This is a genomic window from Spirillospora sp. CA-108201 (genome assembly GCF_050936235.1).
Classification (GTDB): Bacteria; Actinomycetota; Actinomycetes; order Streptosporangiales; family Streptosporangiaceae; genus Spirillospora.
Window position 1 is genome coordinate 7,387,540 of the sequence record NZ_JBNJNE010000001.1, and the last position, 21,911, is coordinate 7,409,450.

General features: G+C 72.6%; 18 protein-coding genes. 11 read left to right on the plus strand and 7 right to left on the minus strand.

What is annotated here, in order from left to right:
- Positions 1–43: 43 nt before the first annotated feature.
- From ahcY (ACQEU6_RS35520) to ACQEU6_RS35535, 4 genes are all read left to right on the plus strand, one after another.
- Positions 44–1,474: an adenosylhomocysteinase gene (ahcY, locus tag ACQEU6_RS35520; RefSeq protein ID WP_499337860.1), complete on the plus strand. Its 1,431-nt coding sequence runs from the start codon at positions 44–46 to the stop codon at positions 1,472–1,474.
- A gap of 284 nt (positions 1,475–1,758) precedes the next feature.
- Positions 1,759–3,015: an adenosylhomocysteinase gene (gene ahcY / locus ACQEU6_RS35525; protein WP_499337862.1), complete on the plus strand. Its 1,257-nt coding sequence runs from the start codon at positions 1,759–1,761 to the stop codon at positions 3,013–3,015.
- A gap of 3 nt (positions 3,016–3,018) precedes the next feature.
- Entirely contained in the window at positions 3,019–3,594 is a 576-nt protein-coding gene (locus ACQEU6_RS35530) for a hypothetical protein (protein WP_499337864.1), read from the plus strand.
- A gap of 137 nt (positions 3,595–3,731) precedes the next feature.
- Positions 3,732–4,628, plus strand: coding sequence for an LppU/SCO3897 family protein (locus tag ACQEU6_RS35535; RefSeq protein ID WP_499337865.1), 897 nt, complete (start codon positions 3,732–3,734; stop codon positions 4,626–4,628).
- Here ACQEU6_RS35535 and ACQEU6_RS35540 read toward each other — a convergent pair.
- On the minus strand, positions 4,625–6,034 hold the full coding sequence (locus tag ACQEU6_RS35540; protein WP_499337867.1) for a cellulase family glycosylhydrolase: 1,410 nt from the start codon (positions 6,032–6,034) through the stop codon (positions 4,625–4,627). The genes ACQEU6_RS35535 and ACQEU6_RS35540 overlap by 4 nt on opposite strands.
- A gap of 112 nt (positions 6,035–6,146) precedes the next feature.
- Entirely contained in the window at positions 6,147–7,178 is a 1,032-nt protein-coding gene (locus tag ACQEU6_RS35545) for an RDD family protein (RefSeq protein ID WP_499337869.1), read from the minus strand.
- A gap of 70 nt (positions 7,179–7,248) precedes the next feature.
- Here ACQEU6_RS35545 and ACQEU6_RS35550 point away from each other — a divergent pair, with 70 nt between their 5' ends.
- Positions 7,249–8,244 (plus strand): stage II sporulation protein M, encoded by a 996-nt coding sequence (locus ACQEU6_RS35550; RefSeq protein ID WP_499337871.1) that lies wholly within the window; start codon positions 7,249–7,251, stop codon positions 8,242–8,244.
- 138 nt (positions 8,245–8,382) lie between these two features.
- Here ACQEU6_RS35550 and ACQEU6_RS35555 read toward each other — a convergent pair whose 3' ends face one another.
- The 5 genes from ACQEU6_RS35555 to ACQEU6_RS35575 are packed head-to-tail and all read right to left on the minus strand — an operon-like array spanning position 8,383 to position 13,697.
- Positions 8,383–9,675, minus strand: coding sequence for a DUF58 domain-containing protein (locus ACQEU6_RS35555; protein WP_499337873.1), 1,293 nt, complete (start codon positions 9,673–9,675; stop codon positions 8,383–8,385).
- Positions 9,675–10,643, minus strand: a complete 969-nt coding sequence (locus ACQEU6_RS35560; protein WP_499340468.1) for an AAA family ATPase — start codon at positions 10,641–10,643, stop codon at positions 9,675–9,677. Before ACQEU6_RS35560 ends, ACQEU6_RS35555 begins: the two co-directional genes overlap by 1 nt.
- Positions 10,644–10,699: 56 nt before the next feature.
- A complete protein-coding gene (locus ACQEU6_RS35565) occupies positions 10,700–11,899 on the minus strand; it encodes a DUF4350 domain-containing protein (protein ID WP_499337875.1) in 1,200 nt (399 codons plus the stop codon).
- Positions 11,893–12,570, minus strand: a complete 678-nt coding sequence (locus ACQEU6_RS35570) for a DUF4129 domain-containing protein (protein WP_499337877.1) — start codon at positions 12,568–12,570, stop codon at positions 11,893–11,895. Before ACQEU6_RS35570 ends, ACQEU6_RS35565 begins: the two co-directional genes overlap by 7 nt.
- A complete protein-coding gene (locus ACQEU6_RS35575; protein WP_499337879.1) occupies positions 12,567–13,697 on the minus strand; it encodes a hypothetical protein in 1,131 nt (376 codons plus the stop codon). Before ACQEU6_RS35575 ends, ACQEU6_RS35570 begins: the two co-directional genes overlap by 4 nt.
- Positions 13,698–13,982: 285 nt before the next feature.
- Between ACQEU6_RS35575 and mtrA the strand changes: the two genes are divergently transcribed.
- The 6 genes from mtrA (at position 13,983) to ACQEU6_RS35605 (ending at position 21,823) form a co-directional block, all read left to right on the plus strand.
- Positions 13,983–14,660: an MtrAB system response regulator MtrA gene (gene mtrA / locus ACQEU6_RS35580; RefSeq protein WP_021598338.1), complete on the plus strand. Its 678-nt coding sequence runs from the start codon at positions 13,983–13,985 to the stop codon at positions 14,658–14,660.
- A gap of 87 nt (positions 14,661–14,747) precedes the next feature.
- A complete protein-coding gene (gene mtrB / locus ACQEU6_RS35585; protein WP_499337882.1) occupies positions 14,748–16,385 on the plus strand; it encodes an MtrAB system histidine kinase MtrB in 1,638 nt (545 codons plus the stop codon).
- Positions 16,382–18,178, plus strand: coding sequence for an LpqB family beta-propeller domain-containing protein (locus ACQEU6_RS35590; RefSeq protein WP_499337884.1), 1,797 nt, complete (start codon positions 16,382–16,384; stop codon positions 18,176–18,178). The genes mtrB and ACQEU6_RS35590 overlap by 4 nt, the downstream gene beginning before the upstream one ends.
- Before the next feature lie 634 nt (positions 18,179–18,812).
- Positions 18,813–19,478 (plus strand): ComF family protein, encoded by a 666-nt coding sequence (locus ACQEU6_RS35595; RefSeq protein WP_499337885.1) that lies wholly within the window; start codon positions 18,813–18,815, stop codon positions 19,476–19,478.
- Between the two features lie 653 nt (positions 19,479–20,131).
- Complete coding sequence (hpf, locus tag ACQEU6_RS35600; protein ID WP_499337886.1) at positions 20,132–20,797, plus strand: ribosome hibernation-promoting factor, HPF/YfiA family; 666 nt, start codon at positions 20,132–20,134, stop codon at positions 20,795–20,797.
- 375 nt (positions 20,798–21,172) lie between these two features.
- On the plus strand, positions 21,173–21,823 hold the full coding sequence (locus tag ACQEU6_RS35605) for a response regulator (protein ID WP_499337888.1): 651 nt from the start codon (positions 21,173–21,175) through the stop codon (positions 21,821–21,823).
- The last annotated feature ends 88 nt before the right edge of the window (positions 21,824–21,911 follow it).

Below are 21,911 nucleotides of genomic sequence, written 5' to 3' on the forward strand. Positions count from 1 at the left end.
GCGTACCCGACGGCGCGCACATGACCAAGGGAGCAACGAAAGCATGGACTACAAGGTCGCCGACCTGTCGCTGGCCGACTTCGGGCGCCGGGAGATCCGGCTCGCCGAGCACGAGATGCCGGGCCTGATGGCGGTGCGCGAGGAGTACGCCGCCGCCCAGCCGCTGCGCGGCGCCAGGATCATGGGCTCGCTGCACATGACGATCCAGACGGCCGTGCTGATCGAGACGCTGGTCGACCTCGGCGCCGACGTCCGCTGGGTGTCCTGCAACATCTTCTCCACCCAGGACCACGCCGCCGCCGCGATCGTCGTCGGCAAGGAGGGCACCGTCGAGGACCCGAAGGGCGTCCCGGTGTTCGCGTGGAAGGGCGAGACGCTCGAAGAGTACTGGTGGTGCACCGACCAGGCCCTGCGGTGGCCGGACGGCGGCGGCCCCAACATGATCCTGGACGACGGCGGCGACGCGACGCTCCTCGTCCACAAGGGCGCCGAGTACGAGAAGGCGGGCGCCGTGCCGGCCGCCACCGAGGACGACCCCGAGGAGTGGGGCATCATCCTCGACACCCTGCGCCGCACCATCGCCGAGAAGCCCGGCCGCTGGACCGAGGCCGCCGCCGCGATCAAGGGCGTCACCGAGGAGACCACCACCGGCGTCCACCGCCTCTACGAGATGGCGAAGGCCGGCACCCTGGCGTTCCCGGCGATCAACGTCAACGACTCGGTGACCAAGTCGAAGTTCGACAACAAGTACGGCTGCCGCCACTCCGTCATCGACGGCCTCAACCGCGCCACCGACGTCCTGATCGGCGGCAAGGTCGCCGTCGTCTGCGGCTACGGCGACGTGGGCAAGGGCTGCGCCGACGCGCTGCGCGGCCAGGGCGCCCGCGTCATCGTCACCGAGATCGACCCCATCTGCGCCCTCCAGGCCGCGATGGACGGCTTCCAGGTCACCACCCTGGACGACGTCGTCGACCGCGCCGACATCTTCGTCACCACCACCGGCAACTTCAACATCATCACGGCCGAGCACATGGGCCGGATGAAGCACCAGGCGATCGTGTCCAACATCGGGCACTTCGACAACGAGATCGACATGGCCGGCCTCGCCAGGACCCCGGGCATCGAGAAGATCGAGATCAAGCCGCAGGTGCACGAGTGGCGCTTCGCCGACGGCCACTCCATCATCGTCCTCGCCGAGGGCCGCCTGATGAACCTCGGCTGCGCCACCGGCCACCCGTCCTTCGTGATGTCCAACTCCTTCACGAACCAGGTCATCGCGCAGATCGAGCTGTTCACCAAGACCGACGAGTACCCGATCGGCGTCTACGTCCTGCCGAAGCACCTGGACGAGAAGGTCGCCCGCCTCCACCTCGACGCCCTCGGCGTCAAGCTCACCGAGCTCACCAAGGAGCAGGCCGGCTACATCGGCGTCCACGTCGAAGGCCCCTACAAGCCCGACCACTACCGTTACTGATTGCCTTTCTCTCCTCCTTCGGGCCTGGCGGCCCTCCATCGTCGAGAAACGCGGGCGATCGCTGGCATCGCTTCGTCTCGCCTGGCGGCTCGCTTCGCGATCAGGTTCTCGCAAGCTCGAACCTGCCTTCGGACGCGATCGCGGTTCCTCAGGTTGTCGCGGGGTTGCGGTGGGGGCTGAGGTCGCTGTGACACGGTGGATGCGGGCACCGGCCCGGGAAGAGTGACGTGCTTGAGGCTGCCGGACGGGGGAACCCGTCCGGCAGCTACTTCTAGAGGGTGTTGATGAGCGATATCGCGGATCGGGCGTTGGCGTATGAGGGCGTCAAGCGGATCGGGTGGGCGGATCGGAGCATGCCGGTGCTGCGGCAGATCCGGGAGCGGTTCGCCGCCGAGCGGCCGCTTGACGGGTTGAAGGTCGCGGCGTGCATGCACATCACGACCGAGACGGCCGGGCTCATCCGCACTCTCCAGGCGGGCGGTGCGAGCGTGGCTCTGGCGGCGTCCAACCCGCTGTCCACGCAGGACGACACCGCCGCGGCGCTCGTGGAGGAGTACGGGGCCGAGGTGTTCGCGCGCGCGGGCACCGACCGGGAGGGTTACTACGCGCACATCCATCAGGCCCTGGAGACCGGGCCCGACCTCGTCCTTGACGACGGGTGCGACCTGGTCAACACCCTGCACACCGACCGGACGGACCTGCTCGGCACCGTGAAGGCGGGGTGCGAGCAGACGACGACGGGCGTCATCCGGCTGCACCAGATGGCCCGCGAGGGGGCGCTGAAGTTCCCCGTGGTCGCGGTGAACGACACCGACACCAAGCACATGTTCGACAACCGGTACGGGACGGGCCAGTCGACGCTCGACGGGATCGTGCGCGCGACCAACACGCTGCTGGCGGGCAAGACCGTGGTCGTCGCCGGCTTCGGCTACTGCGGGCGCGGTCTGGCCGAGCGGGCGCGGGGCCTCGGAGCGCGCGTCGTCGTCACCGAGATCGACCCGGTGAAGGCGCTGGACGCGACCATGCAGGGCTTCGCCGTCCAGCCCATGGCCGAGGCGGCCGCGGAGGGCGACGTGTTCATCACGGTCACCGGGAACCGCGACGTCGTGAACGCCGGCCACCTCGCCGTGATGAAGGACGGGGCCATCCTCGCGAACTCCGGGCACTTCGACGTCGAGATCGACGTGCGGGCCCTCGGCGACCTGGCCGTGGAGGTGCACCACGGGGTCCGGCCGCAGGCGGACGAGTACGTGCTGGCCGACGGGCGGCGCCTGGTGCTGCTCGCGGAGGGCCGCCTCGTCAACCTGGCCGCCGCCGAGGGGCATCCGGCGGCCGTGATGGACATGTCCTTCGCCGACCAGGCCCTCACCTGCGCGTGGCTCGCCACGTCCCACGGGTCGCTGTCCCCGGCCGTCCACGACGTGCCGAAGGAGATCGACACGGAGGTCGCGCGGCTCAAGCTGGCCTCGATGTCGGTCTCCATCGACCTGCTGACCCCCGACCAGGAGGACTACCTGCACTCCTGGCGGATCGGGTCCTGACCCGTGCCCGCCGGGACGTACCTGCACCTCGACGAGGGGCTTGAGGAGCGCTTCCGGTGCGCGCCGGGGCCCGGCGGGTGGCGGTACACCTCCTCGCGCTCCGACGGCGTCCGCGTGGACCTCGTCGTGGACGCGCGCTGGCGCCAGATCCGCGTCGAGGTCGTCACGCCCGGCTGGCGGGTGCGCGGCGGCGTGACCGGCCGCGAGCTGGCCTGGGTGCGCGCGGGCGGGGAGTCGGGCGCCGAGCACGCCGAGCGCGCGTCGGGTTTCCTCCATGACTCGCCGGGGTTCCTGGTCGCCGTCGCGCGCTCGCTGGAACTGGGCGAGGGCGCGCAGACCGATGTCCGGCTCGTCCGGTTGAGCGGGCCCTCGCTGTCGGCGCTGACGGCCCTGTGGCGCTGGCGGCTGGCCGGGACGTCCGCCCACGCGACGGACGCCGGGCCGCTTCCCGTCGCGGAGTACGAGATCACCGACCTGTCCACGGGGGAGGTCGAGTCGGTGCACCTGGCCGGGGACGTCGTGCTCGCCGCGCCCGGCATCGAGCTCACCGCCCTGGAATCCCCGCCGAACCTGCCCTGACCTGGCATGCGGTATCTTCTCGTACTCGTTCGACAAGATCGGTTATGGGGGGTTGTGGCGTGTACGGGCAGGTTCCGGAGGGGCAGGGTCGGGCGCAGGGACCGGGACAGGGACGGCCGCCGATGCCCGGCCCGCCGATGAGCGGCCCTTTTCCGCCCTCCGGTCCGCCGGGCCCGCCGCCCGCGAAGCGGCCCTCACCGGTCGTGTGGGCGGCCGTGGCGGTCGCGGGCGTGGTCGTGCTGGCGGGCGTGGCCTTCCTGGCGCTCCACGGCACGGGCGCGCCGACCGGCCCGGTGAAGGCCGAGCAGTGCGTCGACACCGGGTTCGGGATGGACGACGGCAAGAGGATCCCGCCGAGCCTCCGGGTGAGCTGCGACGACGCCAAGGCGAAGGCCAAGGTGGTGAAGGTCGTCGGCAAGAAGGAGGCGTCGGCCTTCCAGTTCGGCTCGCGCGCCGAGCCCGACTGCCCGAGCGGCACGGACGGCTTCACGAACGTCCGCGAGAAGAAGGACGGCAAGACCTACTACGAGGCGTGCGTGCGCAACCTCAAGGGCTCCCACCCGGGCGACCCGGGCGCGGGCGGGGCGTTCCTCTCGGCGGGCGACTGCGTGAGCAGCGGCTCCATCGGCTTCGGCAAGGAGCAGCCGTGCTCCAAGCCGGACTGGTACGGCAAGGTGATCGCGCGCGTCGCCGCGGAGAACGCGTGCCCGGCCAAGACGCTGGAGACCATGAAGTTGCGGTCCTTCGGCGGCGGGAACGCGGGCAACCCGGTGCTGTGCCTGGGCGCGGGCGGCGGCGTGCTGTCCCCGGGCGACTGCATCGAGGACCCCTCGTTCAACGTCGGTGACCTGGACAAGGCCCAGTGCGGGTCCAGCGACGCCATCGCGAAGGTCGTCGGCAGGGTGGCCACGGCGAAGGAGTGCCCGGCCGAGGCCACCGACTACATGACGAGCGAAGGCTCCTTCCGGCCGGTGCTCTGCCTGAAGAAGCTGCGTCCGACGCTGACCGAGAAGCTGCGCTCGCTGCCGGGCTAGGGCTTCACGGTGACGGTGTGGGTCGGCGTGCCCGCGTCGGCCCACACTGACAGGACGTGGCGTGTCGCGTCCCAGGACGTCCGCCACGTCCCGTCCGGGTCGGTCGAGGCGACCTTCGGGGCGGACGGGAACCAGATCTCCGTGGGACCCGCCACGCCGGGCTTTTCGCGCCAGGTCACGGTGAGCGTCCCTGATGCGTGGGCGACGTTCGTGAGCGTGCCGGCGACCGCGCGGGGGTAGGGCCGGGCGAGCAGTTCCGCGAAGAGGGTCGGCGCGCCTTCGCCGTCGGTGATTCCGGACGAGCCCGGGTCGTTCGACCAGTACGCCCAGCCGATGCCGAGTTCGTCCGCCATGGCGAGCCAGTCGCCGGTGAAGTCGGCGGCGCCTGGGGCGTCCTGGCCCATGCCGCCGACCTCGCCCAGCCACATCGGCGCGTTCATGCGCCGTGCGGCGGCGGGCATGTTCCGCTTCCAGAGCGTGAACTGCGCCTGGACGAGCATCTTCGCCACGCCGTCGTAGGAGCCGCCCAGGTCGACTCCGCCGGGATAGAAGTGCGGCGCCAGGACGATCCGCGGCCCGCCGGGGCGCGGATCGCGAACCGTGCCCAGGGACGTCTCCGCTCCTTCGTTCGGGCCGAGCGCCTGCGGCTCGACGAACACCCAGTTGTCGCCGTCCACCTTGCGGATCGCGTTGACGATGCCCTGGTAGAAGGGCGTCAGGATCGGGCCTTCGAAGAAGCCGACCTGGCGCGTCCCGCCGAAAGGCTCGTTCATCAGGTCGTAGCCCAGGACGGCTGGGACGCGGGAGAAGCGCTGCGCGACGTGCTGCCACATCGCGGTGTAGCGCTGCACCAGTTCCGGGTGCTTGCCGGTGTTGTTCCAGAAGTTGTCGTAGGCGCGCAGGATGCCGGGCTGGAGGTACGTCAGCACCCAGGGGTCCTGCGGCGTGCAGGGCAGCCCGTCGGTGAAGGTGGCCCAGGCCGGGGCGCCGTTGCCGGAGCCTTCGCACGCGGACGGGCCGTAGATGTCCTGGTGCATGTCGAGGATGACGTGCATGCCCTGCTCGCCGTACCAGGCGACACGTTCGGCGACGTCGTCCAGGTAGGCGTCGTCGTAGCGGCCGGGCTCCGGCTCGACGTTCTTCCACTGGACCAGGTACCGGACGGAGTTCGTGCCCAGCTCGCGAGCCTCCCGGACGACGTCCTCCCGGTCCACCCACGGCAACCCGCCCGGCCCCTTGGCGCTGCCCGCGGTGTTGAGGCCGTGCAGAAGGAGCGTCCTGCCCCGGTCGTCGGTGATGGCGGGAAGCGGCGCCGGTTCCGCATGTGCGGGCGTCGCGGCCAGGACCGGCGGGGTCAGGGCGAGCGCCGCGAGCGCGACCCGGCCGAGGGCAGTACGGACGCGCATGCCGCCTCCTGAACCTGAAATTTCTTCGGATTCTAGGAGGCGTGCGCGCCCGGAGGAAGCGACAGAAGTGCACAACGAAGCCGCGGCGCTCCGGCCGCTATTGACAATCTTGTCAGTAGCCCGGATGCGGGCCCTGCGGCGGCGGGCCGCCCCCGGGCCCCGCCGGATACGGCGCGGGCGGGCGGGGCGCGTTCAGGACGTTCTGGTACGGCCCAGAGCCGTAGTTGTTCGGGGGGAGGAACCGCGGCTGGCCGGGCTGGGGAGCGCTGAAAGGCGGCGGAACCGGAGGCCCCTGCCGCGGCGGGCCGTACGGCGCGGGCCCCGCCATCGCCATCACCGGGACGGGCGCGGCGCCCCACACCGGGAGTCCGAGACGGCGCATCCGGCGCGCCCGGCGCTCGGCGAGCCGCAACTCCTCGCGGTGGCGGCGCTCCGCGAGGACGGCCGACAGCAGGATCTCGGGCCGCACCCCCGGCGGCGGTGGCGGGCTCACCACCGCGACGACCTGCGAGGCGATCCGCTGCCCCAGCGAGTCGCGGACCTCCGGCAGCAGCTCCCAGAACCGCGACAGGTACTGCCGGGCCGTCATCGCCAGCTCGTCCGACATCATCGACAGCTCCAGGTTCCGCGCCCACCAGGCGAGCTGCGGCGGCATCACCGCGACCGGCCCCAGCAGCGCCGACGCGGGGACCCGCTCCTGGATGACGATCGTCCCGGCGAACAGGTCGCCGAGCCGCTTGCCGCGCCGGTTGCAGAACGACGTGATCAGCGCGGGCGAGCCGTAGAACACCCAGAACTCGACGAACCCGGCGAGCGCCCGCACCAGCGCCTGCCGGAACCGGACCGGCCCGCCGTCGTCGCCGACGACGCGGAGCCCGACGGCCATCTTGCCCAGCGTCCGCCCCCGCGACAGCGTCTCGAACGCGCACGGGTACCCCACGATCACCGCGACGACGGCGAGCAGCGTCAGCCCGACCGTCCAGGCGTCGTCGGCCACCAGCGAGGTCATCGCCGTGACGTAGACGACGATGTTCAGCAGCACCATCTGGAAGAGCAGGTCCAGGAGGATGGCGCAGGCACGGCTGGCCGACCGCGCGACGCGGATGTCGAGCGCGACGGCCTCGCCGGTGACGAGATCGGCCATGTCCTGTCCTCCGATGCGGGCGGATTGACCATTGTGCCGGTTCCGCGGGCCGAGGCGTTAGTCTCGCCGGGTGGACGTCGACGCCTACGTGGCAGCGCACAACGCCGAATGGCTGCGCCTCGAACGGCTCATCAACCGCGGCCGCAGGCTGACCGGCGCCGAAGCCGACGAACTGGTCGATCTCTACCAGCGCGCGGCGACGCACCTGTCGGTCGTCCGCTCCAGCTCGCCCGACCCCCAGCTCGTGGGGCGGCTGTCGTCGCTCGTGGCGCGCGGCAGGGCGGCCGTGGGCGGCGCGCAGGCCCCGCTCTGGCGCGACGTCACCCGCTTCGCGACCGTGTCGTTCCCGGCCGCCGCGTACCGGATGCGATGGTGGTGGCTCGGCAGCGCCGTCCTCGGCAACCTGCTGTCGCTCGCCCTGGCGATCTGGGTCGTGCACAGCCCCGACGTCCAGGCGACCATCGGGACGCCCGACGAGATCCGCGAACTCGTCGAGCACGACTTCGCGAACTACTACACCGAGCACTCGGCGTCCTCGTTCGCCTTCCAGGTGTGGGTCAACAACGCCTGGGTGTCGGCGACCGCGCTCATCTTCGGCATCCTGCTCGGCGTCCCGACCCTGTACGTCCTGCTGCTGAACCAGGTCAACCTCGGGATCAGCGGCGGCCTGATGTTCGCCTACGGCAAGGGCGGCGTTTTCTTCGGCCTGATCCTCCCGCACGGCCTGCTGGAGCTCACCGCCGTCTACCTCGCCTGCGCCGGCGGCCTCAAGCTCGGCTGGACGATCATCGATCCGGGCCCCCGCCGCCGCGCCCAGGCCCTGGCCGAGGAGGGCCGCGCCGCCGTCAGCATCGCCCTCGGCCTCATCGCGGTGCTGCTCGTGTCCGGCCTCATCGAGGGATTCGTGACCGGCTGGGTGCACATCACGTGGCTGCGCATCACCATCGGCGTCGTCGCCGAGGCCGCCTTCCTCGCCTACGTGATCGTCCTGGGCCGCCGCGCCGTCCGCCAAGGCGAAACCGGCGACACCGACCTCCACCCCGACCTGGCTCCTGTGTCTGCTTAGCTTTTATCTCCTCCTTCGGGCCTTGGCGGCCCTCCACCGTCGGGTACTGCGGGCGACCGCTGGCATCGCTTCGCTCGCCCCTGCCTTCGGACGCGGTCGCGGCCCCTGGTTGTGGGGTGGTTCGGTGGGGGCTGGGGCTTACAGCCTTCCTGCTGCTTTTAGGGCTAGGTAGGCGTCGGCTAGGGCGGGGGCTATTTCTGCTGGTGGGGCGTCTACCACTTCTACGCCGTGGCCTCTCAGCTCGGCCGTCAGGCGGCGGCGTTCGGCTCTCGCTCGTTCGGCGGCGGCGGCGTCGTAGACGGACGCGAGGTCGCCGCGGGCCTCCGCCATCTCCGCGACGCGCGGGTCCGACACCGCGGCGATCATGACGAGGTGCCGGGCGGTGAGGCGCGGCAGCAGCGGCAGCAGCCCCTCCTCGATCGCGGCGGTGTTCAGCTCGGTGAGCAGCACGACGAGGCACCTCTGCCGCACGCGCGCCATCAGCGTCGACACCATCCCGGCGGCGTCGCATTCGAGCAGTTCCGGGTCGAGCGGCGCGAGGGCGTGCACCATCGCGGGCAGCAGGTCGGTGCGGGACGTGCCCTCGACGCGGGCGCGGACGCGGCGGTCGTAGGCGAGCAGGTCGACGCGGTCGCCGGCGCGGGACGCCAGGGCGCCGAGCAGCAGCGCCGCGTCCATCGAGCAGTCGAGCCGGGGGATGTCGCCGACGCGGCCCGCGGACGTGCGGCCGGTGTCGAGCACGAGGTAGATGCGGCGGTCGCGTTCGGGGCGCCAGGTCCGCACGACCACGTCGCCGCGCCGCGCCGTGGCGCGCCAGTCGATGGACCGGACGTCGTCGCCGTCCACGTACTCGCGCAGGGAGTCGAACTCGGTGCCCTGCCCGCGGATCAGCGCGACGTGCGCGCCCGTCAGCTCCCGCAGCCGGGCGAGCTTGGCGGGCAGGTGGCGGCGGGACGGGAACGCGGGCAGCGCCCGGACGGTCCACGGGGCGGGGCGCGAGAGCTGCCGCGCGGCCAGCCCGAGCGGCCCCACGGAGCGGACGACGACGGTGACGGCCCTGCGGTCGCCGCGGCGGGTCGGCGTCAGCGCCATCTCGACGCGGCGCCGCTCCCCGGCGGGCACGTCCACCTTCACCATGCGGGGCGCGGCGCCCGCGCTGGGCGGCCACACGTCCCGCAGGCGGGCCTTGAGGCGCCGCCGTCCGAGGTTCTCCACGATCAGCGACACCTGGGCCGTCTCGCCGAGGCGCACGCTGGCGTCGCCCGCGCGGTGGAAGCGCAGGGCCCGCACGTTCCCGGCCAGGGCGAGGTCGGCGGCGACGCCGAGTAGCAGGACGGCCCACACCGCGAAGAGCGCCCACCAGCTCGGCGCGAACAGCGGGACGACCGCGCCGAGGAGGGCCAGCAGCCCGAGACGCCCGGTCAGCGCCATCAGCGCGGGGCGGGGACGTGGGCGAGGATGCCCTCCAGCACGCCGTCGGCCCTCGCGCCCTCCAGCTCCGCCTCGGGACGCAACTGGACGCGGTGCCGCAGCGTGGGCCTGGCCAGCGCTTTCACGTCGTCCGGCGTGACGTAGTCGCGGCCCGACAGCCACGCCCAGGCGCGGGACGTGGCCAGCAGCGCCGTCGCGCCGCGCGGCGAAACGCCGAGCTGGAGCGACGGGGACTGCCGGGTGGCCCTGCACAGGTCCACGACGTAGGCGGCGATCTTGGGGTCGAGGTGCACGGTCCTGACGGCGGCCTGCCCCGCGGCCAGCTCGGCCGCTCCGGCGACCGGCTTCACCTCGGACAGGTCGCGGGGGTCGAACCCGGCGGCGTGCCGCTGGAGCATGGAGATCTCCTCGTCCCGCGTGGGGACGGGCACCGTCAGCTTGACCAGGAACCGGTCGAGCTGGGCCTCGGGCAGGGGATAGGTCCCCTCGTACTCGATCGGGTTCTGCGTCGCGCACACCACGAACGGGTCGGGCAGGGGCCGCGCGGTGCCCTCCACCGAGACCTGGCGCTCCTCCATGGCCTCCAGGAGGGAGGCCTGCGTCTTGGGAGGCGTCCGGTTGATCTCGTCCGCGAGCAGGAGGTTGGTGAAGACGGGGCCCTCGCGGAACTCGAACTCCGCCGTCCGGTTGTCGTACACGAGCGAGCCGGTCACGTCGCCGGGCATCAGGTCGGGGGTGAACTGGACGCGCTTGAAGTCCAGGTCGAGGGCCCGCGACAGCGTCTTGATCAGCAGCGTCTTGGCCGTGCCGGGGACGCCCTCCAGCAGCACGTGGCCGCGGCAGAGCAGCGCGATCACCAGCCCCGTGACGACGGAGTCCTGGCCGACGACCGTCTTGGCGACCTCGGCGCGCAGGGCCGCCAGCGCCGCGCGGGCCGTCTCGGCCTGGCGCCGGGCGTCCTCGGAGATCGTGCCCGGCCCCGCGCCGCCGGGCACGTCGTCCTTCCCGAGCTCTACAGGGGGGTTCACGACTCGCGTACCTGCCTTTCCAGGTCGTCGAGGACGTCGGTGAGGGCGATCAGCCCGGCGTCGTCCAAGGGTTCGGGACCGTACAGGGCCGCTCCGACGTACGTCTCGTCGTACGCCGTGCGGCGGGCGACCGCCGTGACGATCTCCTGTGCGGCGGAGAGATCCTGCGCGCTGCTGCGGGGGAGCCCGAGGAGCGGCACGAGCCGTTCGCGGGCGCCGGAGCGCAGGGAGTCGGAGGCCCGGTCGCGGGCGCGGCCGGCGCGGTACAGGCGGGCGAGCCCCTCGACCGTCTCGGCGGACCGGACGACGACCGGCAGGGCCTCCGCCACGACCGGGCCGAGGCGGCGGGCCCGCCACAGGGCCACCAGCAGCACCGCGACGAGCAGCTGGAGGATGAGCAGCTTCACGCCGAACGGCAGCAGGTCGCCGATCGACCGCTGGCCCGCGCCGGAACCCGCCTTCGGCAGGTCCGGGGCGAGCCAGACCGCGGACGTGCCCGCGCCGGCCAGGTTCATGCCGAGGGCCGCGTTGCCCTCCTCGACGAGCCGCCGGTTCGTCAGCGGCGCCGTCGAGCCGAGCACCGTCACGGTGTGCGTGCCGGTGCTGACCTGGACGAGCCTCGCGTCGCCGTAGTCGGACCGGTAGCAGGACGTGCCCGCGCCCACGACCTCGTAGGTGTCCGACTCGTGGAAGTCGACCGACCCCGCGAGGGACGCCACGGGAAGGGCGCAGCCCGGTTCGGCGATCTCCCCGGACGACGGGCCCCGCCTGCGGACCTGCGGGGCGAACGCCTCCAGCGCGAACGACGTCGGCCGGACGAGCAGCACGTCCGCAGGGGCGCGGCTCAGCCGTGCCAGGTCCTCCTCGGTGAGCCGCTCCGTCCGGGTCACCACCAGGACCGTGCCCGGCCCGGCCGCGCCGAGGGCGTCGCCGGTGTTCCGGGCCACCGTCACCGGCGTGCCGTGCCGCCGGAGGATCTCCGCGAGCGCCCGGCTGCCGTCCTGCTTCGGCGACTCCGGGTCGAGCGCCTCGGCCGACGCGGAGGGGCGCAGCGCGGCCAGCACCACCGCGACCACGATCATCGCGAGGACCGCCGCGAGGACGCCGCGCGCCGACCGCCAGCGGCGCCCCGCGACCTGCCGCGCGGACGGCTCCGCCGCGGGCCGCGCGTCGCGCGGCGGGGAGGCCGTCACCACCGCGGCCCCCCTTCGTCGCCGGTTCCGGCCAGAGTCAGGTCGTCGGACTCCAGCGGCTTCGGCCGCGCCGCCCTCAGCCGCTCGTCCAGTTCCTTCATCCGCGCGTATCCCTCGGAGGTGCCCGGGCGGTCCCCGTACCAGACGTCGTCGAAGATCCGCACGCCCGCGGCCAGCTCCCCGGCCAGCTCGGGCACCGCCTCGCCCGCCTCGGCCGCCAGTTCGTCGGCGGTCCGGCCCGGCCGCGCCGACAGCACCGCGCGCTCCTCGAGATCGCGGGCGATGGCGCGCAGCCGCTCCCGGATCGCCTCGGCCCACTGCCCGGCCTCGGCGTGCCGCTCCGCGGCCTGCCGGTGGTCGAGCGCCGTGGACGGCGCGTCCTCCAGCAGCGGGTCCTTGCGGGAGCGCGGGTTCCGGCGCCCCCACATCAGCCACACCACCAGCGCGACCGCGACCAGCACGATGGCGACGACGATGGCGATGGACGTCCACCCGCCGCCGCTGCCCTGCGAGTCCGGGGCGGGCGCCTTCTCGAACAGGTGGCGCAGCCATTCGGCGAAGTCGTCCCAGGTCCGCTCCAGCCAGGACGGCTTGTCGCGCTGGTAGACCTGCTTCTCCAGCTCGCGCCGGGCCATCTCGCGGGCCTCGTCGCGGCCGATCGGATCGAGGATCACGTGCCCGCTCCCGTCCACGGACGCCCCCGCGCCGGGCCGGCCTGCGCCGGGCCGGCCTGCGCCGGGCCGGCCTGCGCCGGGCCGGTCCTCCACAGGCCGACGAACCCCTCGTCCGACTCGGCGGCGCCCTGCTCTCCCGCGGCTCCGCGCTCCCCGGCGGCGACGGCCGCGGCCGAACGGCCCCGGGTCCGCAGGTCCAGGTCGAAGCCCTCGCGGCGCATCCGCCGGTCCATGTAGAGCAGTGCGATCACACCCGCGTCGAACGGCATCACCACGGACCAGCTCACGATCCGCCCCGCGGTGTCCACCGCGAGCGCGCCCATCGTCGGCCCGCTGCCGGAGGAGTCGCCAAAGAAGATCAACTGTGCGAACAGGAACGGGATCCGCAACGCGAAGAACCCCATGAACACGGTCACGAGCAGGGCCAGCAGGAGCGTCCCGCACGTCCGGAACCAGCGTCCCCTGGAAAGGGTCGTCGCGCGGCGCAGCGCGCCGCCGACGGTCTGCCGCTCCAGGACGACCGCCGGGACCGCCTGGACGAACAGGATGTACAGCCACACCATCAGCCCGATGCCGAGGGGGAAACCGAAGATCCCCGCGAGCACGGCGAACGCCGGGCGCGCCCCGGCGGCGATCAGGACGAGGAACGGGGCGACCGGCAGGGCCAGCGCGCCCAGCGAGACGCCCATCACCGCCGCCGCGGTGGCGACCAGCCGTCCGAGGCGCGGCCGGGCGTCCCGCCACGCCTGCCCCGGCCCGATCGGCATGCCCACGAGCTCGCGCCCGAGGATCGGCGCCACCAGCCCCGCCAGCAGCAGGATCCCGAACGCCGACAGCACGAGCCCCAGCAGCGTCAGGGTCAGCTGGGCGCCCAGCGACTCCATCAGCAGGTCGGGGGTGACCTCGTCGCGGGCCTCGTCGCCGATGAAGAAGTACGCGGCGACCGAGCTCGTCACCTGGATCACCGTGCTGACCGCCACCGACAGGCCCAGCGTGGCGCGCGGCCGGCGCCGGATCCCGGCGATCGCGCCGTCCAGCATCTCCGAGATGGACATGGGACGGAACGGGACGCCCCGCGCCACATCCGCGGCGTCGGCGTCGCCGTCCCAGCCGTCCGGTCCCGGCATCCCGTCTCCCTGCGCTCTCCGGCGGGTCGGCGACACGTCCGATCTGGCCCGATCCGGGCCTGTATGCGGCCGCCGGTCAGGTCATCCTGTCATGGGCGCGGCGTAGATCTTGCGCCGGTTTCGGGAGTGGCGCCTACGATGGCGAGTCGCCCGGACGATGCGGAGGAGCGCCGTACGACGCAAACGCGGGTAACCTTGCACGCCAAGGCATAACTCTCCCTGGCGAGGTGGCGCCGGAGCATCGCGCCCCACTCCACCGAACCCCGACTTGTGACGATGAGGGCCATGAGAGGACGTGTACTGGTCGTCGACGACGATCTCGCGCTCGCCGAGATGCTCGGCATCGTGCTGAGGGGCGAGGGCTTCGAGCCGTCGTTCGTCCACGACGGCGACAAGGCGCTGGAGGCGTTCCGGGAGACCCGGCCCGACCTCGTGCTGCTCGACCTGATGCTGCCCGGGGCCGACGGCATCGACGTGTGCCGGCAGATCCGCGCCGAGTCGGGCGTGCCGATCGTCATGCTGACCGCCAAGAGCGACACGGTGGACGTCGTCCTCGGCCTGGAGTCGGGCGCCGACGACTACATCGTCAAGCCGTTCAAGCCCAAGGAGCTGGTCGCGCGCGTGCGCGCCCGCCTGCGCCGCACCGACGAGCCGGCGCCCGAGACCCTGCAGATCGGCGACATCACCATCGACGTCGCCGGCCACTCGGTCAAGCGCGGCGACCGGCACATCCCGCTCACGCCGCTGGAGTTCGACCTGCTGGTCGCCCTCGCCCGCAAGCCGCGCCAGGTCTTCACCCGCGAGGTGCTGCTGGAGCAGGTCTGGGGCTACCGGCACGCCGCCGACACCCGGCTGGTGAACGTGCACGTCCAGCGGCTCCGCGCCAAGATCGAGAAGGATCCGGAACGGCCCGAGATCGTCGTCACCGTGCGCGGGGTCGGCTACAAGGCCGGCCCGGCCTGACGCCGTCCCGCCGTCCCGCCGTCCCCGTGACACGCCGATGACCGACCAGCGACCCGCCGGACCGCCGCGCCGCCTCGCGGACCTCCCATGAACGTCGACATGAGGAGGGCGAAGCGGTTCGTCCGGCGCGGGCTGGGCGCGGTCCGCCGCGTGCTGCAGGGCGCGGCGCGCGCCGGCTTCCTGCGCTGGCGCCGGTCGATCCAGGTCCGCGTCGTCACGTCCACCCTGTTCATCTCGGCGATCGTGGTGGCGATCCTGGGCGCGTTCCTCATGCAGCAGGTGTCGTCCGCGCTGATGGACGGCAAGGTCAAGGCGGCCCGCCTCCAGCTGGACGACGGCCTGGCGCAGGTCCAGCGCGACCTGGGCAACTCCACCGGGGACGGCAGCAGGCTGAACTCGACGATCGACCGGCTCAAGGCCCGCAGCGGGCCTTCCGGCCTCTACGAGGTCTACATCCGCGACACCACCGAGCAGTACTTCGACGGGTACACGACCAACGAACTGCGCCAGGAGAGCGTCCCCAAGCGGCTCCGCGAGGAACTGAAGAACGCGCCCGCCGGATCCCGCGCCTACACCTACGGCAAGCTCTCCTACATCGGCGACCGCCCGGACGAGCGCGGCCTCATCGTCGGCGGCAAGACCGGCCAGTTCGAGCTGTACTACCTGTTCCCGCTGACGCAGGAGCAGCAGACCCTCACCAACGTCAGCCGCTCCCTGGCCGGAGTGGGCATCGTCCTGGTGCTCCTGCTGGCCGCGATCGCCTCCCTGGTCACGCGGCAGGTCGTCATCCCGGTGCGGCTCGCCGCCCAGGGCGCGCAGAGGCTCGCCGCCGGACGCCTCGAAGAGCGCATGCGGGTCCGGGGCGAGGACGACCTGGCCCGGCTCGCCCGCTCCTTCAACGACATGGCCGCCAACCTCCAGGAGAAGATCGGCGAACTGGAGGACCTGTCGCAGGTGCAGCGACAGTTCGTCTCGGACGTCTCCCACGAGCTGCGCACGCCCCTGACCACCATCAGGATCGCCGCCGACATGCTCTACGAGAACCGCGACGGCTTCGCCGACCCGTCCGTCGGGCGGTCCGCCGAGCTGCTCCAGAGCCAGCTGGAGCGGTTCGAGTCCCTGCTGGCCGACCTGCTGGAGATCAGCCGGCACGACGCCGGCGCCGCGACGCTCGACGCCGAGTCCCTCGACATGCGCGACCTCGTGCTCCGCGTCGTCGGCGACATCCAGGGCCTCTCCGAGCGCAAGGGCAGCAAGGTCATCCTGCAGCTCCCCGGCGAGCCCTGCATGGCCGACGTCGACCGCCGCCGCGTCGAGCGCATCCTGCGCAACCTCCTCGTCAACGCCGTCGAGCACGGCGAGGGCGAGGACATCGTCGTCTCCGTGGGCGCCGACCGCGACGCCGTCGCCGTCGCCGTCCGCGACCACGGCGTGGGGCTGAAACCGGGGGAGGGGCAGATGGTCTTCGACCGCTTCTGGCGCGCCGACCCGGCCCGCGCCCGCACCACCGGCGGCACCGGGCTCGGCCTGTCGATCTCCCGGGAGGACGCGCAGCTGCACGGCGGCTGGCTCCAGGCGTGGGGGGAGCCGGGCGCCGGCTCCCAGTTCCGCCTCTCGCTGCCGCGCGTGGCCGGGGCCGAGCTGCGGGGCTCGCCGCTGCCGCTCGTCCCGCCGGGGGCCGGCGACGCCCGCCCGCTGTTCGCGGAGCTGGAGGCCGGCGAATGAGCCCCTGCGCGGGAACCCGGCGGATCACGTGCCTGCTCGCCGCCGCCGTCCTGGTCCTCGGCGGCGCCGGCTGCGCGAACGTCCCGAGCGGCGGGCAGGTCGTCTCCGGCAAGCCCGCCGAGCGCGCCGAGCGCGTCGACGACCCCTACGTCCGGCTGATCCCGGTGAAGCCGCGCCCCGAGTGGGGCCCCGCCCAGATCGTCTCGGGCTTCCTCTCCGCGTCCGCGAGCTTCGACGACGGCCACAAGGTCGCCAAGCAGTACCTGTCCGGCCAGACGTCCTGGAACCCCGGCCTGCGGCCCTTCGTGACCGTGCTGGCGAGCCGCATCACCGACCCGCACGTGATCAAGTCGTCCGCGAACCAGGCGACCGTCCGCGTCACCGGCGAGGAGCTCGGCACGATCACCGCCGACGGCCAGTACACCGCCTCCCCGAAGGCGCTCGACGCCACGTTCCAGCTCACCAGGTCCCCGCAGGGCGTCTGGCGCATCAACGGCCTGCCCGGCGACGACAAGGCCGGCCTGCTGCTCACCAAGGACGACGTCGAGCGCGCCATGCGCACCGTCAACCTGTTCTTCTTCGCGCCCGACCGGCGCACCCTCGTCCCGAACGGGATCTTCCTGCCCGTCGTGAACCGGCAGACGCTGCCCACCCAGCTCGTCCAGGCCCTGCTGACCGGCCCGACCTCCTGGCTGAACGGCGCGGTCGACACCGCCTTCCCCGAGGGCACCCGGCTCCGCCGCAACGTCCGGATCGACAAGGACGTCGCGACCGTCGACCTCACGGGCCAGGCCCGCGGCGGCGACGTCGAGCGCATGTCGGCCCAGCTCTCCTGGACGATGCGGCAGCTCTCGGAGATCAAGTCGTGGCGGCTGTCGATCGAGGGGGAGACCGTCGCGCCCGACGGCACGGACGCCACGCAGCCCGTGAACGGCTGGGAGGGCAACTCGCCCGACGGCCAAGTGCCCACCCAGGGCGTCCAGCAGAACGCCTACGTCGTCGGCCCCTCCGGCTTCCTCGGCACCCTGGAGAGCGACCGCGCCCAGCCCGTCGTCACCGGCGCCGCCGGCCGCCTCACCCGTCCCGCCGTCGCCCCCGACCACCAGGAGTTCGCCGGCCTGAGCGCCGACGAGAGCCAGATCCTGGTCGCCGCCCCCGTCACCGGCCAGCCCGCGCCCCGCGTCCTGCTGACCGCGCGCCCCGGAGCCCGCTTCACCGCGCCGACCTGGAGCCACGACGGCACCCTGTGGGTCGTGGAGACCAAGAAGGACGAGTCATCCCTGTGGGTGCGCAAGCGCGGCAAACCGCCCGTCCGCGCCGCCCACTGGGGCCTCGGCGGCCGCGAGGTCCTGGCCTTCCGCGTGGCCCGCGACGGCGTCCGCGCGGCCGTGATCGCCCGCGTCGACGGCCGCCCCCAGGTCCAGGTGGGCCGCATCGTCCAGTCTCCCGGCGGCGCCCTGGACGTGGGCTCGTTCCTGCCCGTCAGCTCCGAACTCCAGGACGCCGTCGACCTCGCCTGGCGCGACTACGGCACCCTCGCCGTCCTCGGCCGCGCCAAGCGCGACTCCCAGACCCTCCCGTTCCTGATGCCGATCAGCGGCAGCGCCATCACGTCCCTGGGCGTCGGCTCCCTGGGCGAGCCCCGCACGATCGCCGCCGCCCCCGGCGCCCCGATCCTCATCGGCACCCGCTCGTCCGGCAAGGACCAGGTCTGCCGCCAACGCTCCCCGAGCAACTCCTACAGCCCCTGGATCTGCCCCACCCCCGCAAAAGACCCCTCCTACCCGGGCTGACCCAGCCACACCGAAGACCCCGAGCAACGCCGACCCGGCGGCACGAGCCCTGCGACCGGCTGCTCACCTCAGGCCGTCCAAGCGTCCGCCCCGTGGCCTCTGACGGGGGGCTCGCCGCAAGCCCGAGCGGTTGTCAGCGCCCACCCGGGTTGATCGAGGTCCGGGGCGTACACCGATCCACCGGAGCGGCGCCTGTCACCGATCGCCCGCTCGCATCAGGCCAGACGCGCCAGGCGAGCGGCACCGGCCCGTCGACCGCCTCTCCGCAGCAAGCCCCAGGCCTGTCCACCGCTGCCCGAACTGCTCCACGCCGAAGACACACCGCGACCCGCCGCAGCGCTCCCCGCCAGCCGATCATCTGCTCGCCGCAGGCGCCTAGGGGGTCCGCCTTCGCTCGGTCTGCTCCGGTCCAAAGGCACCGCGACACGCTCACGCGGGGGCGCCGGCCCTTCGAGCGCCTTCTCGCGGTGGGGGCGCCGGGGGTCGTGCGCCTCTGCCGGGGTGATCGCAGGGTGCGACACGCCGAAGCGGGGCGGTCGTCGTCGATCGTTTGCGGGGCTCCTGATCACTGAGAGTTATCCACAGTTCGGGGAGTGCGGGGCGGTGGGCGGGCGGGCCCGGCATCGTCGGGGGCATGAGCGTTCTCGCCGATCTGATCGACCTGCTCCTTCCGCAGCGCTGTGCCGGGTGCGGGCATCATCCAGGGCTGCTGTGCGACGCGTGCGCGCGTCCCCTGCGGGCGGAGGCGCGGCCCGCGGGGCAGGCGCCCGCCGGGCTGCCCCCTCCGTGGACCGTGGCGGCCTACGAGGGGCCGCTCCGCACGATCCTGGCCTCCTACAAGGAGCGCGGACGCGCGGCTCTTGCCGTCCCGTTGGGGGAGGCCCTGGCGACGTCGGTCCATGCCGCGCTCCCCTCCGGTCCCGGCCCGCCGCTGGTGGTGTGGGTGCCGTCGGGGCGCCGGGCCGTGCGGCGACGCGGCCACGACCCCATGCGCGGGACGGTGGACGTCGCGGTCCGGCGGCTCCGCGCGGGCGGTGTGCCCGTGACCGCGCTCGGCGCCCTGCGGCAGCGGGGGCGCGTCGCCGACCAGGCCGGGCTCTCGGCCAGGGAGCGGGCCGCCAACCTCGCGGGGGCGATCGAGGCGCGCGCCGAGGTCGCCGGGCACCGCGTCGTCCTGGTGGACGACGTGGTCACGACGGGCGCCTCCCTCGCCGAGGCCGCACGAGCCCTGCGGGCCGCGGGCGCGGACGTGGCGGCGGCCGCCACCATCGCGGCGACGCCCCGGCACCGGCTCTGGTGACGGCGTGTAGCGGAAGTTGTCGGGCCTGTGTGGTGTAGGGGGACAGTGTGAAGTTAATCGAGTCACATTAGGACATGAGGCAGCAGAGATTTCGGAAACTCACCGAGGGGTCAGTCCCAGCTGACCTGGGCGGGTGCGAGGCCCGTGAGCGGCGCCCACACGGGGGTTCCGGGTCCGTGACGGGCACCCGGAGAGCCGGCGGGAGACCCCGCTGAGGCAGTCAACGATGACGGTCAGTGAGTTTTTCCTCGCCTCACCCCCCTGACATTCGTGGCGTAAGGGGTTAGCGTTCCTGACATGGCACCCGCCCGGGTCCGTGGTTGCGTTGGATCGCAGTGCCCGTCAGGGGCATGGCAGACGATCCGGCTAGCCGATGCCAGGCGCAGGCGAAACGGCCCACGTAAGGCGACTTCTCGTCGACCGATCACGGTGCGCCTTAGAGGTAAGTCCTGCCCCGTCGTGGGATCCGACATCCCGCGTAACGGGAGAAGGGCAGTAGTGGCGAAAGCGCCGCGAGCCCCTCAGCAGGCGGATGTGGGGACGAAGACCAGGTCGGCCGGGCGGGTGCGACCCACCGTCCTTTGGTACCCGTCAGGGGCCGTCAGGGGCCCCGGAACGGGCATGAAACGTAACCGGGAGAAGGGGGGTCCCACGTGAACATCACCGTGAGGGGCCGGCACACCGACGTCAACGACAGGTTCCGTCGGCACGTCGACAACAAACTCGCCAAGATCGAGCGGCTCGACCAGAAGGTCATCCGCGTGGACGTGGAGGTTTCGGAGGAACGCAACCCGCGCCTTGCCGACCAGCGCGAGCGGGTGGAGCTCACGATCCGCTCCCGCGGCCCCGTGATCCGGGCCGAGGCCGCCGCCGACGACCGCTACGGAGCCCTCGACCTGGCGCTGGACAAGCTGGAGTCGCGGCTCCGCCGCGACTCGGAGCGGCGCAAGGGGCACGGCGCGAAGAACCACGGCGGCAAGGGCCGCGCCAAGCTCGCCACGATGGAGACGCTCCCCGAGGCGCTCCCCGCCGTGGAGCCCGAGCCCGTCGAGCAGGCCGCGCCCCCCGCGGAGGCCGAGACCGTGGCGGTCTCTCCGGAGGAGAACCTCGTCCCCATCCCCATGGACGGCGACGGCCCCCTCGTCGTCCGCGAGAAGTTCCACAAGGCCGAGCCGATGGGCATCGAGCAGGCCCTCTTCGAGATGGAGCTCGTCGGCCACGACTTCTTCCTGTACCGCGACAAGTCCACTGGCCACCCCTCGGTCGTCTACCGGAGGCGGGGCTGGGACTACGGAGTCATCAGGCTCGTCGAAGAGTGATGCGATACTCGCGACACGTGACCACCCGAACCATGTCATGATCTGAAAAGGCGCACCTGCCGATCCGCGACGCGGCGCGTCCCGGGGGAACCTCCCGGGGCGCGCGGCGGTTAACCGGGAGACACCCCGGTCCGAAATCCCTTGGGTTCGTCCCCGGACCCCGTAAGTTCCCGAGGACGACCCGTTGGAGAACGACCCTCCGGCAGTTCCATATCGCTGAATAGTGAAGGGGGGAAGCGGCGTCTCCTCCACGCCGCGACTCTGGTGAGCGAGAATCCCGAGCCTCGCGACGCCGCGGCGGTACCGCGTCAGTCCGGCACCGCCCCCGCCGGCCGGGAGGCGAAAACGCCGACCGGAGCGGGAGACCCCATCGGCGTGCTCATCGTCGACGACCACGCGCTGTTCCGCCGCGGCCTGGAGATGGTCCTCCAGAGCGAGGACGACATCGAGGTCATCGGCGAGGGCGGCGATGGCCAGCAGGCCGTGGAGATGGCCGGCGACCTGCTGCCGGACGTCGTCCTCATGGACATCCGGATGCCGCGCCGCAGCGGCATCGAGGCGTGCACCGCGATCAAGGACGCCGCGCCCAGCGCGAAGATCGTCATGCTGACCATCAGCGACGAGGAGGAGGACCTCTTCGAGGCGATCAAGGCGGGCGCCAGCGGCTACCTGCTCAAGGAGATCTCGATCGACGAGGTCCCCCAGGCCGTCCGCGCCGTGCACGGCGGCCAGTCGCTGATCAGCCCGTCGATGGCGTCCAAGCTCATCACCGAGTTCGCCTCGCTGGCCAAGCGCAGCGAGGAGCGCACGCAGCAGGTCCCCGCGCCCCGCCTGACCGAGCGCGAGATGGAGGTGCTGCGCCTCGTCGCCCGCGGCCTCGGCAACCGGGAGATCGCGCGCGAGCTCTTCATCTCCGAGAACACGGTGAAGAACCACGTGCGCAACATCCTGGAGAAGCTCCAGCTCCACTCCCGGATGGAAGCCGTCGTCTACGCCGTCCGCGAAAAACTCCTGGAGATAACCTGACCCGCCCGACCGCGGCCACCCAGCGCCGAGCCTTGCCCGGAGAGCCCGAGAAGCCCTCCGCCGGCTGCGCCAGGGTGGCCGGCGCGGT